At 36.6% G+C, this 11794-nt stretch carries 18 protein-coding genes; 10 read left to right on the forward strand and 8 right to left on the reverse strand.

The features are described 5' to 3' along the window. Positions 1–12: 12 nt before the first annotated feature. The 3 genes from KTHG_RS15055 to KTHG_RS15065 are packed head-to-tail and all read right to left on the reverse strand — an operon-like array spanning position 13 to position 1566. Positions 13–381: a hypothetical protein gene (locus KTHG_RS15055; protein WP_126990502.1), complete on the reverse strand. Its 369-nt coding sequence runs from the start codon at positions 379–381 to the stop codon at positions 13–15. After that, positions 378–1067 (reverse strand): hypothetical protein, encoded by a 690-nt coding sequence (locus KTHG_RS15060; RefSeq protein WP_139994767.1) that lies wholly within the window; start codon positions 1065–1067, stop codon positions 378–380. Before KTHG_RS15060 ends, KTHG_RS15055 begins: the two co-directional genes overlap by 4 nt. After that, entirely contained in the window at positions 1060–1566 is a 507-nt protein-coding gene (locus KTHG_RS15065) for a sigma-70 family RNA polymerase sigma factor (protein WP_126990504.1), read from the reverse strand. Before KTHG_RS15065 ends, KTHG_RS15060 begins: the two co-directional genes overlap by 8 nt. Positions 1567–1702: 136 nt before the next feature. On the opposite strand from KTHG_RS15065, the gene KTHG_RS21415 reads away from it, so the two are divergent. The 4 genes from KTHG_RS21415 (at position 1703) to KTHG_RS15080 (ending at position 3280) form a co-directional block, all read left to right on the forward strand. Further along, on the forward strand, positions 1703–1840 hold the full coding sequence (locus KTHG_RS21415; RefSeq protein ID WP_186439645.1) for a hypothetical protein: 138 nt from the start codon (positions 1703–1705) through the stop codon (positions 1838–1840). Next, on the forward strand, positions 1840–2145 hold the full coding sequence (locus KTHG_RS15070; protein ID WP_139994768.1) for a MarR family winged helix-turn-helix transcriptional regulator: 306 nt from the start codon (positions 1840–1842) through the stop codon (positions 2143–2145). The genes KTHG_RS21415 and KTHG_RS15070 overlap by 1 nt, the downstream gene beginning before the upstream one ends. Before the next feature lies 1 nt (position 2146). Beyond that, complete coding sequence (locus KTHG_RS15075) at positions 2147–2731, forward strand: MFS transporter (protein WP_186439647.1); 585 nt, start codon at positions 2147–2149, stop codon at positions 2729–2731. A gap of 225 nt (positions 2732–2956) precedes the next feature. Further along, entirely contained in the window at positions 2957–3280 is a 324-nt protein-coding gene (locus tag KTHG_RS15080) for a hypothetical protein (RefSeq protein WP_139994772.1), read from the forward strand. Positions 3281–3522: 242 nt separating this feature from the next. Here KTHG_RS15080 and KTHG_RS15085 read toward each other — a convergent pair whose 3' ends face one another. Further along, on the reverse strand, positions 3523–4065 hold the full coding sequence (locus KTHG_RS15085) for a hypothetical protein (protein ID WP_139994774.1): 543 nt from the start codon (positions 4063–4065) through the stop codon (positions 3523–3525). Between the two features lie 586 nt (positions 4066–4651). Here KTHG_RS15085 and KTHG_RS15090 point away from each other — a divergent pair. From KTHG_RS15090 to dltD, 6 genes are read left to right on the forward strand one after another with little or no spacing between them, the layout of a single operon-like run. After that, on the forward strand, positions 4652–4789 hold the full coding sequence (locus KTHG_RS15090) for a teichoic acid D-Ala incorporation-associated protein DltX (RefSeq protein WP_126989882.1): 138 nt from the start codon (positions 4652–4654) through the stop codon (positions 4787–4789). Further along, the gene (gene dltA / locus KTHG_RS15095; RefSeq protein WP_222424353.1) at positions 4779–6131 is read left to right on the forward strand and encodes a D-alanine--poly(phosphoribitol) ligase subunit DltA; all 1353 of its coding nucleotides are present in this window, start codon (positions 4779–4781) and stop codon (positions 6129–6131) included. Before KTHG_RS15090 ends, dltA begins: the two co-directional genes overlap by 11 nt. Beyond that, positions 6080–6271, forward strand: a complete 192-nt coding sequence (locus KTHG_RS21665; protein WP_222424354.1) for a hypothetical protein — start codon at positions 6080–6082, stop codon at positions 6269–6271. The genes dltA and KTHG_RS21665 overlap by 52 nt, the downstream gene beginning before the upstream one ends. Next, on the forward strand, positions 6268–7473 hold the full coding sequence (dltB, locus tag KTHG_RS15100) for a D-alanyl-lipoteichoic acid biosynthesis protein DltB (protein WP_126989880.1): 1206 nt from the start codon (positions 6268–6270) through the stop codon (positions 7471–7473). The genes KTHG_RS21665 and dltB overlap by 4 nt, the downstream gene beginning before the upstream one ends. Positions 7474–7486: 13 nt before the next feature. After that, the gene (gene dltC / locus KTHG_RS15105; protein ID WP_126989879.1) at positions 7487–7714 is read left to right on the forward strand and encodes a D-alanine--poly(phosphoribitol) ligase subunit DltC; all 228 of its coding nucleotides are present in this window, start codon (positions 7487–7489) and stop codon (positions 7712–7714) included. Between the two features lie 2 nt (positions 7715–7716). Beyond that, positions 7717–8961 carry a D-alanyl-lipoteichoic acid biosynthesis protein DltD gene (dltD, locus tag KTHG_RS15110; protein ID WP_139994776.1) on the forward strand — a complete coding sequence of 415 codons (1245 nt, stop codon included), beginning with the start codon at positions 7717–7719 and terminating at the stop codon, positions 8959–8961. A 53-nt stretch (positions 8962–9014) separates the two neighbouring features. Here dltD and KTHG_RS15115 read toward each other — a convergent pair whose 3' ends face one another. The 4 genes from KTHG_RS15115 to KTHG_RS15130 form a co-directional block, all read right to left on the reverse strand. Continuing rightward, entirely contained in the window at positions 9015–9194 is a 180-nt protein-coding gene (locus KTHG_RS15115) for a hypothetical protein (protein ID WP_126989877.1), read from the reverse strand. Between the two features lie 65 nt (positions 9195–9259). Continuing rightward, positions 9260–9559 carry a glycerophosphodiester phosphodiesterase family protein gene (locus tag KTHG_RS15120; RefSeq protein ID WP_139994778.1) on the reverse strand — a complete coding sequence of 100 codons (300 nt, stop codon included), beginning with the start codon at positions 9557–9559 and terminating at the stop codon, positions 9260–9262. A gap of 23 nt (positions 9560–9582) precedes the next feature. Next, entirely contained in the window at positions 9583–11031 is a 1449-nt protein-coding gene (locus KTHG_RS15125; protein ID WP_139994780.1) for a glycerophosphoryl diester phosphodiesterase membrane domain-containing protein, read from the reverse strand. Between the two features lie 236 nt (positions 11032–11267). Next, the gene (locus KTHG_RS15130) at positions 11268–11750 is read right to left on the reverse strand and encodes a DinB family protein (protein ID WP_139994782.1); all 483 of its coding nucleotides are present in this window, start codon (positions 11748–11750) and stop codon (positions 11268–11270) included. Positions 11751–11794 lie beyond the last annotated feature (44 nt).

Genomic DNA, 11794 nt, shown 5'->3' on the forward strand with positions numbered 1-11794 from the left:
GCGGGATTTTTATTAAAATTCATAGCTAGCTACATATTCCTCACCAGACGCATCCTCAACAATTCGTTTTCCTGTTTTCTTTAATGTCATCGAAAATTCGTCATCTCCGGTAATATAATACCTATCATCTTTGATTTCTACCTGAATCCCCTTATATGTCTGCTGCTCATTCTTCACAACACGTACATCCTCAGGCTCCATGCTAGGCTTTATATTATCCTCTCCTTTTTTGACGATTAACGTATTCCCTTTAAATTCAAGCGAATTCAGTGAATTATACCGTCCCGTGAAATATAAGCCATCTAATGAAGTACTCGTTGTTTGCGCACTACAAGCCGTCAGTAATATACATACAACCACACTTACTACCATTTTTTTCATTTCGATACGCCCCCTTTTGGCAATTCAATTACTTTCGTTCGTTTGTCGTTAAAATAAAGCCTTATCTTCGTTGGTGAAATCCATGCTGCCGTACGCAGATTCTTTACTTGTTTATTCGTCTGGTAATGTTGCTCATTCTTTGTATTGTTAATGAATTTCAAGCGTTTGCCGTCTTCATTTTCTATTATCGCCATAACGTTTTTTTTGTCTGGTGACAGCTGTTCCTCCAGCAAGCGCCCCTTTTCAAAGGATGAAAGATAATCCGCGTCTCCTGATGTAACGATAAATGACATACCACAGAAGGTCTCCTTACAATCCGCTGTTACATAGTAGCCTTGCTTAACATAGGCAGAGGGTGTATAGCGAAGCGGAACCTCTTTCCCTTCTGCTAAAAATCGAATTAATAAATCATACAACTCCGTTGAAATCGCTAGTTGTTCACCTGTTTGTGCATGTGTGATAAAAGATTGCTCGATTACTGCCGAAGAATCCGCTGATTTGAAGGGAGGCGTTGCTTGCAGACGTAAGCTGATAATTAAAAGTGTGATGACAACAACCGGCACTAGCCAATACATCTTTTTTTGACGCTTTTTGTGCATTTTTTCATGAAGTCTTTTTTTAATACGCTCCTCATGTACGGTAGTATCACCGATTTTTTGATGCAATTGTCGTTCAAGCTCATTCATGGAATAATCCCTCCCATTCTAAAGTGCTCAATTTCTCCTTTAGCTTTTGCTGTGCCTTTTTGTAGCGGTAATGAATTGTGCTAATGGGTAGCTGCAATAGCTCACTCATCTCCGCAAAGGAATGATTTTCATAAAAATAAAGAATAATAATTTCACGATATTTAATCGGTAATTGTAGCACCGCTTCAGCAATTTCAAGGCGTTCCTCTGTTGCAATAAGCTGATTTTTCATTTCATAGCCACCTGTAAAATACGTCGTCACCTGATGCGTACGGTACCGCCAGCTTTTCAAATAGTCCTTTGAGCAATTAATCGTAATACGCGTTAGATACGTTTCAATTGAGGATTCCTGTCTAAAATCATGCTGTTTCTCAAAAAAGCGGAGAAATACATCCTGGACAATATCCTCCGCAGCATGAAAATCCTTCACATACAAATAGCTTAATTGAAAAAGCTTTTTCGTATATTTATCGACAATACGCCGCCATTTTACCTCCACTTTTTTCACCCCTTTCTTATTAGACGATGCTCGTTCATTTTTTTTCAACTTTCCATGAAAAAATAATTTAAATATTGACATCTCACGCTACGAACTAAATAGTTGCATATGCAACTATTTAAAGGAGGGACAACATTTGGCCAACTTAAACGACCTCGTCCATCAATTCTTTCAAGTGTCTCGTGCGATGACAAAGGACTTAAATCATCGTATGGCGCCACTTCAGTTAACACAGTCACAGCTTGGGATTATCGAGTATTTATTAATTAATTAATTAAAGACGGATCTTCTTCGCTTGTGGACATTGCAAAATATTTAAGTGTTGAAAAATTTTCTGTGACACGTGCGGTCAAGCATTTAGAGGCGCACGATTTTATTGAACGTGCCCCGTCTGAGGATAGCCGAGAGCGCCGCATTATACTAAGCAGTCATGCCCAGGATACGCAGCATGATTTGAAACAGGCGAAAAAAAACTTTGAAGCTAATACATTTAAAGATATTTCCGAAGAGGAGCTAGATGTGACGTTCCAAACCTTACTTAAAATGTTGAACAATATCAATGGAGTTGACTCAAACTAGTATGACAAAAGCCAAACTTTGGACGAAAGATTTTATTATTATTACGCTAACCGCATTTTTAGTATTCTTAACGTTCTATTTATTAATGACAACGATGACACTGTATGCCATCGAACAATTTAACGCCTCGCAAACAACAGCCGGTCTAGCAGCAAGTATTTTCGTTATCGGCTCACTATGCTCACGCCCGTTCACTGGCAAATTACTCGATTTACGAGGCGAAAATATTAGCATTTATCCTGCTCTTATTTTATTTACGATTGGTCTTTTCTGTTTAAGTCAATCATATGGTAGTGGCATGATGCTTGTAGCAAGTGCCTTAATCGCGCTAGGCTTCGGGAATATGATTTCTTGTAGCCAAGTAGCGGTTGTCAATTTAGCACCCAATCACCGTATTGGTCTAGCAACCTCAACTTTCTATATTGCAATGGATGCCGGAATTGGCGTTGGCCCTATTATTATCGGTGCCATTTTACCGCATTTTGGCTATCGTGGTATGTATGCATCAATGGCTGTTTTAGTACTGATTACAATTGTTATTTATTACTTCGTTCATGGTCGCCATGTGAAAGTAACTGCCTCATAGAAAAAAGCGTAGCCTTATGTGCTACGCTTTTTTTATTTATTAATCAATCAACGTTTCCTTATCTGGTGCCTGTAAAAATTCAAACATCGTCTGATTATGAACTCTCTTATGTCATTATCAGTAAATGAACCCGTATTCTAAGAAGTAATTGAACGAAAAAATAAAGATGGCTACAATTGTACTCATTATGGTTCTAAACAAGTTGTGCGTTTTAGAAAGTATAAAATGAAACTTGGACTTAAAAAACTTAAGGGTTTGATGTTCCCTTTTTACCTTAGTCTAGGTGCTTCAAATGAATTAGTGGTATGGTCTAGTAACAAAAATGTATTCAGCCTAGATAAAAGGGAATGGATAGGAAATCTTGAAGGTGATATTAGAGAAACAGTCATTGTTAAAATGGAAGCCGATAGCAGTGTATTTTGGATTGGTTATGACGGAGACTCAATTGTAATAATCTCAAATCAACTTCAATTTTCTACTTATGAAAAAATAGCTCAAACATTCCCTAAATTTGTTTCTCCTAAGAGATGTGATTATGGTGAAGCATGAAATAGGGCTGTACTAAAAGCCCAAATTGGCTTTAGCACAGCCCTCTCATATTGTAATAACTTCTCTATTTCCATTCAAAAAGACGATAAATGATAGAATTCTATGATCAAAAATAGACAAAAGCTACCCGAAAATCATTTCTTGGACAGCTCCTTTTGTTTATTAAAAAACAAAAGTATTAATTAAGATAGCTTCTCAAATAAAAAAGCTGAAATCCATTAAAATAGGATTCCAGCTTCTATTTATTTATACCATGTACCTGTTGATGTCACATATTTGATTGTAGATTTCGTTCCAATATCAACATATGTTTTTCCTTTATGGACTTCTATATGCGTATAGTATTTACCCGTTTTATACACATGAATAGACACTTTCTTTCCTGATTGATTGTATGCTTTATATGATTTTCCGAAATGTTTTTTGACAGATGTAGATGAAATTTTATAATCATACACACGAAAAATTCCTTTTACTTTAGCATCTTTGGGAATTTTATTTTTCGCAAATTTGTTGAAAAGAAAGTTATCTCCAATAGTTGTACGATAAACGGGTGGATCCCCATCAATAATTGCTTTTCCTTTTTCCTTTTTTATGAGTGTTTTATACGTCATACCAATTTTTCCGCTTGTACGCGGTAATGTTCCTTTGCGTAGATTTTCCGCAAATTTTTCACTCATATTATAAGACTTTGCCTGTGCTTCTACTGAACCATTTGGTATCACCTCTGCAGAAACTGCACTCAACCCCAAAACAATTGCTGTGCTAACTATCCATTTTTTCAAAATAAATCGCCTCCCTTTTTACATCATTCCTATCCTTTAATTCGTTTAAACATCCATTCTAGAACATGCTTAGTTTCAAATTAAAATTTTTTATAATGTATACAGAAAAATCTATATAACTTTTTATGCATTTTTTTGAATAAAGAAAAGCCGAAATTCTACGTTAATGGATTCCAGCTTTTTATCATAATTAGTTATAACGAATAGCCACGATACTATCGAATTTCATCTTATTTCCAGTCAGAATATATCCAGCAAAAAACAACTTATTATCGCTTTCTATACTTTTTTTAAAATAAGATTTTTTAAGATATTCTTAAAAACAAGATTCGCTTATTAGTACAAAAAGATTGAATGCAAATAACTAATTACCAATTTTAAATTCCTTTTTCATCCATTTTAAATAGTCTTTAGTAATAAAGAATGGGATTTCCATTAAATTTGGAACTTTTCATTACAGTATAGCGCTCCTAACAAAGAGTTTTATTTCAATTGTAAATTTATTTTTACAATCATGACTTTTATGTTACGATATTAACCATGTTATTTTTAAGTCATATTTGGAAATAAAAAGGAGGACTTCACTGTGGACAAAGAAAAGAAAACCTCTTGGCTTATTTTTACGGGTAGTACCGTTTTTTACACAGTCATTTTAATCGTGCTGTTGTATTTATATCACTACAAAGATATTCAAGGAGGTTCATTTATTTACAATGAGTTTTAGTGTGGACAATAAAACGATGTTGGAAAAAATGAAGCAATGGGCTGTAGATGATCCGAATCGCATTATGTATAAAACAAGTAACAAAGATTATACATATGGTGAGCTAGAACATTACAGTAATATTGCCGCAAGTTTTTTACAACAAACAATTCAAAGCAAAAAGCCTGTTATTATTTTTGGTGACTTACAATTTGAGATGGTGGCAATGTTTTTAGGCGCCACAAAAGCAGGGATTGCATATATCCCCATCTCTTCAGATACACCAAATGACAGACTACAATTAATTTTAGAAACAGCAGATCCTTCATTAGTTGTCATGGTTAATGAAGATGCTAGTTTTGTTTCATCTACACCAATTGTTGCATGGTCAAAAATCAAAAAATTTGATGGGCTCGTTCAAACAGAATTTTCAGGTGTACAGCAAAAAGAAACATATTACATCATTTTCACATCAGGCACGACTGGTGTTCCAAAGGGCGTGCAAATTAGTCATGACAATTTATGTAGCTTCGTAGATTGGATGATTGAAGCCTTTTCATTAAAACCTGGTCAAAATTATTTAGCACAGGCAGCGTATTCATTCGATTTATCTGTCATGGGGCTTTATCCGGCACTCGCTTCAGGTGGTATGCTATCACCACTTCATAAACATGAGGTCATTAATTTTAAAGATCTTTTCACGCGATTACCGCAATTACATGTAAACAATTGGATTTCAACACCATCATTTATAGACATTTGCTTGATGGATGAGAAATTCGATGAAGCACATTACCCTTCTATTTCTACATTCTTATTCTGTGGTGAAGAACTAGCACGCTCAACAGCCATCACATTACGCGAACGTTTCCCACAAGCGCGCGTTTTCAACACATACGGCCCTACAGAGGCAACCGTTGCTGTTTCAGCTGTTGAGATTACCGATGAGGTTCTAGCTGCCCATGAACGACTTCCTATTGGCTATGTTAAAGCGGATACACGCGTCGTCATTGATGAAAAAACAAACGAAATTATTCTTTCAGGTCCTTCTATCTCAAAAGGCTATTTAAACAATGCTGAAAAAACAGCTGAAGCCTTTTTCACATTAGATGGAGTGCCCGCCTATCATACAGGTGATGCGGGTTCATTAAAAGATGATTTACTTTTTTATGAAGGACGTATTGATTTCCAAGTGAAACTGCATGGACATCGTATCGAACTTGAAGAAGTAGACCATCATTTAGCACAATGCCAATATGTCAAACAAGCCATTGTGGTGCCAAAATTGAAAGAGAAAAAGTCCATCAGCTCGTGGCGATTATCGTATCAAATGAATCACCATTTGATAAAGATTTCAAATTAACACGTGCCATTAAACAAGAGGCATCCGAGAAAATGATGGATTATATGATGCCACAGCGCTTTATTTATAAAGCCAATTTACCGATTACACCAAACGGTAAAATTGACCGCAAAGCGTTAATGGCTGAGGTGAATCAATGATAGAGAACATTCCTTCACTTATTCCCTACGCGAACCCAATGTATTTTATTTACGTGCTGATCGCGTTAATTCCATTAATGCTGTTTATGCTATGGAAGGGTAAACGATTACCATGGTATCAAAGCCTGGTCACATTATTTTTCTTATACATTAGTTTTGGTGGCGAGAGCTGGAAACAGGGTGTCGCGCTTATTTTGTACGTCATTTGGCAAACCATCCTTGTAGCGGCGTATCAAAAATACCGTATCAATCATAATCAAACGAGCATTTTTTACACGAGTATTGCACTCGCCATCTTACCGTTATTTTTAACGAAATTTTTCCCTCTATTTGATATCCATCTATCGTTTATCGGATTTTTAGGCATTTCTTATTTAACATTTAAAAGTGTGCAAGTGCTGATTGAATTTAGAGACGGTGTGCTGAAAACATACAATGTATGGGATTATATCCGTTTCCTACTATTCTTCCCAACTATTTCATCTGGACCAATCGACCGTTTCCGTCGATTCCAAAAAGAATTGCATACTGCACCACAGCGTGAAGAGTATGCAGGAATGCTACAGCTAGGGATTCAGCGTATTTTCATGGGCTTCTTATACAAATTCATTCTTGGCTACTATCTTGGCAGTGTACTACTGCCATCATTTGAAAAGGCGACACTTTCTGCGGGCTTCTTCTCATGGGATCTGCTTGGCTATATGTATACATACAGTCTTTACTTATTCTTTGATTTTGCCGGTTATAGCCTATTTGCTGTAGGTGTCAGTAATTTAATGGGTTATCATACACCAATGAACTTTAATAAGCCATTTGCTTCTTGGAATATTAAAGAGTTCTGGAATCGCTGGCATATCTCGCTTTCTACATGGTTCCGAGATTATGTCTATATGCGTTTAATGTTCTTACTCATCAAGAAAAAAGTATTTAAAAGCCGTATTGTCGCTTCAAATGTAGGGTACTTTGGTTTATTCCTACTGATGGGCTTCTGGCATGGCTTTACATGGTATTACATTTTATATGGCGTCTTCCACGCAACAGCTATTTGCGTAAATGACTGGTGGCTACGTCTTAAGAAAAAACACAAAACATGGCCATCTAACAAGTGGACACATGCATTGGCAGTGGTTGTGACATTCCACATTGTCTGCGTGAGCTTCCTGATTTTCTCAGGAATTTTGGACAAACTATTTTTTAACTAAAGGAGAATAACACATGAACGAAACATTATTAGCAATTTTAGAAGAAGTTACAGGTGCGGATGTACGAGACGATTTAGATTTAGATTTATACGAGGAAGGTATTTTAGATTCATTCGGAACCGTACAATTACTTGTTGAAATTGATGGTCAATTAGGTATTCAAGTACCTGTTTCTGACTTTGAACGTGAAGACTGGCGCACACCAAATAAAATCATCGCGACAGTCGGAAGCCTAGCATAATCATGAAGAAAAAGCTTTTCTTTGCTTTTGGACCACTTATTATCGCTGTCATGATTGTAGGGATTATCTTTTTAACACCTGCTAACTCAGCTATTACAAACAACAAAGTATTGGAGCAAGCAAGTAGCTCTATGGCAGACACTGTTATACAAGGCAGTGACTTAACAAAATCTGCGCTTAAACAATCCGAATATATTCCGTTTTTTGGCTCATCTGAGCTGAGCCGATTTAGTCCGTTCCACCCATCGGTCTTATCTTACAAATATGATCGTGATTATACGCCATTTCTAATTGGCGCACCTGGTACACAATCACTCATGCATTACGCGATTATGAACAACAGTCAACAAGCACTGACGAATAAAAAAATGGTCTTTATTATTTCACCTCAGTGGTTCGTTGAAAATGGTGTGAAAGAAGATTATTTTGCAGCACATTTTTCAAAACTACAGTTATATCACTGGATGATGCATACGAAAAAAGTGACCGCTTATGAGCAGTATTATGCAAAGCGTCTTTTACAATTTGAAAATATTCAAAATTCACCTACGATGAAAGAGAATTTACAGCAAATCATGCATGGCACTGCTCTTTCTGAAAAACAAGTACGTGATTTGAAGCTTGAATATCGTGTATTAAATCGTGAGGACCGCCTATTCGGTACAATGAATATGCGGGCATCAAACAATTTATCGAAAATTCATGACTTTGAAAACATGCTGCCTACTACAGAAAATCAACAAGAATGGCTTGCTTTAGCAAATGAGCTTGGCGCTAAAGAGACTTCTTCGAATGATTTAGGCATCTCAAATGACTTTTATAATAAAAACTTAAAAGATCGTGTTGAAACATTAAAAGATAAGCAGCAAAATCTTGATTATACAAAAGGGCCTGAGTTCGCGGACTTCCAACTTGTTTTAAATCAAATTGCCGCTCAAAATGCCGATGTTCTGTTTATTATTCCACCGATTAATGAAAAATGGAGTGACTACACAGGCCTATCACAAGAAATGGTTCAACAATTCGCAACGAAAATCACGACACAATTGAATGAACAAGGCTTCTATCATGTCGCTGACTTCACGAAAAAATCTGCCGAGCCGTACTTTATGCAAGATACGATTCACTTAGGATGGCGCGGTTGGATTGATGTCGATAAGGCCCTTCAATCATTTATAAAAGATACAACCAAACCTCAGTATCAAATGGATGATAACTACTTATCAGAAGCGTGGCAACAGCAATAAAAAAACGTCCCGAGAAAAATCTCGGGACGTTTTTTTTATATAAGTACTACTTTTTATTTTTGAGGATTGCCCTCTTTTTGCGTTAGCGCAAAGTAAAGCGCGCCTATTAAAAACAGGCCTCCTACTCCATACGCAATAAGCATCGCATAATCTACTGTATTTTTTAAAGCTAGACCGAGCATAAGTGATGATGAAAAGAGCAGTAAAAATACCGCAATATATTTTTTATTCATAACAGCATCTCCAATCGTATACTAGGTATTCAAAAATGACCTAGAGATTTATTACTTCTATGTCTTTACTCATTTTCTAAATAGATGGTCGTATAGGTTAATAAAAATTCCGCAAACGTCGGCTCTTTTTCGAATGCAGCAATCTCTTGGTTTAATGTACCCATTTCATCTGTAATAATACCGTCTACATTCAAATAGAGTGATTGTCGCATATCCTTCTTGTCATTGACCGTCCAGACATAGACTTTTTTATTCATCATCAATGCCTTGCCAATGAAGGATGAATTTAACGTTGTTTGCTCCATTGTATACGCGTCAAAGTCCGTTGTTGGGAATGAAAAATTAAAAGGTAAAATATAGCTCACAAAGGCTTCAGGGTCCTCCTGCTTTAGTTCATCTGCCGCCTTGTGGCTGAGTGTCTGCAGGATATGCCCATTTTTTCAAAGTTCTTTTCGTATTGCTTGATAAATCGTGGAACCATTTCCTTCGAATCAGAAGATGACGTTTTTAATTCTACTAATAATTTTTGATGATGCCTATTCGCTACCTTTAAATAGTCATCGAAGCTCGCAATTTTCGCCTCATAACCATTTTCACGTACCGTCATTTTCTTTAACTGCTTTAATGTAAGCTCCTGCGGCTTCTTATCAACACCTGCTAATTTCTTTAAATTTTTATCATGCACAACAACGTATTTATGATCCTTTGTTTCCTGTACATCCATCTCGATATAATCTGGTTGATAATATTTTATCGTTTTTTTCATTGCAGGAATCGTATTTTGTACACCATTGCCGCTTGTTACGCCGCGATGTGAAATGGTTTCAGTTCCTTTATCAATCGTATCAGCAGAGGAAATTCCATTATAAATCGTTAAAAGTAGCACACCGGCAATTAAAAACCAATGCTTATAGCGATATGTAAAACGTGTCGGTTCTACATGCTCCTCCTCATCCGCCACAATCAATTCATTTAAAAATACCGAGCTATAGGCCACTACCGCAAAAACATTGACGAGTAAATGAACAATTTTCACAATCGTTAAATTGATAATTACTGCAGTGACAGGAATTGGAGATGGTAATAAATCAAAGCCCATTTGTAAAAAGTACACACCAAAATAAATTGCATTAGAGATTGTAAAAATCGTCACCGCAATCCATGTATAGCGAATCGCATAATGGAAAAAGCGTTTATTTGTGCGTCCCCAGCTTAAAGCTAATGCTGCTCTAAAGCCTTTTGGTCGTATAATAAGCTCCGGTAGTGTAAATACTGAGCGAATACCAATATAAAAAAGTCCCGCAATAATGAGCGCAAATCCCGTCATATAAAACGGATTATTAACAATCTCATCATAAATAAATTTTGGAAAAACAAGTTTACTTAAGAGTGGTGAATTTAAAAAGAAAACATTGAAAAATGGTAGTAAAAAGCCTAAATAACAAAAGAATAAACTAAATGTTTTCCAGTTAGTATGCGTGACAACCTGATAGACTTCCTTTACAAGTGTCTTCAGATTAAAGCAATGTTGTTTAATTTGAATAATACCGCGTAGCACAAAAACAAATTGAATAAACGTAATAAAGAGTAGTATAGCGACAACGACAACAAGTCCGAGTGCAACAAATGGATGCTGAATAAACAGCGGCAGGGCATTTGTGTACGATAAATATGTAATATTCCCAAGCTCTAGCACCGCTGATAAGCTAAATCGGAATAATGGAATGACAATGGCTTCTAATAAAATATTCGTGCCGGTAATAACTAATAAAAAATAATACCAATGATGACTAAAATCCAACCAAATCGCATGAATAAATTTTTTATACTGTTCCATATGCTCCCTCCTCTTCAATAATCTTTCTTTCTATCATACCGTTATCTCGGTATTTTTCACACAAAAATAAGAGGCTGGGACATACGTATAAAAACAACCTCTCCTATGAGCATAAGAAAAACCGGAATCTCGCTGTGACGCGGTTCCGGTTTGTCATTGCGAACGATAAAAAAAAGAAAATAACGTGTTTTGTCCCAACCTCTTTATGGACATACTGTTGCTTTTCTTGTATCAGTTCATTCTAATCCTAATATATCGGTATTTTGTGGGGCATGACCAAGTTGGCGCAGCATGGCGACAACTTGGCCCTTATGATGAAATTCATGTGTCACTGCATGCATAAGTAACTGCCTCAGAGATTTCCGAACGATGCCACTATCCGCTCTCCAAGGAAGCTCCTGCTCTATAGGCTCATCCCAGTTCACTCCCTGTGCAAAAAGCTTTGCAACATACGTATCCGCTTCCTCAAAATACTGCTCAATGTCGTCAAATGTCATGCTAGCTGCTTGCTCTTTTGTACGTATGGGCGTCTTTGTTTGGGTGAATAAAAAAGACCCAATCCATGCATGATAGCATCCAGCGATATGCACGAGCGTCGCCTTAATACTGAGGAAGCCAAAATTTGACTCCGCAACGAGCTCCTGCTCACTTAACATGCGACATTGTGCTAAAAGAATGTGACGCGTTTGCTTTACCCAGTCATATTCGATTATTTCCATACGTGATCTCCTCGATTCCTATTACCAGTTATCAAATTCCCCAG

The organism is Kurthia sp. Dielmo, from assembly GCF_000307285.2.
Classification (GTDB): domain Bacteria; phylum Bacillota; class Bacilli; order Bacillales_A; family Planococcaceae; genus Kurthia; species Kurthia populi.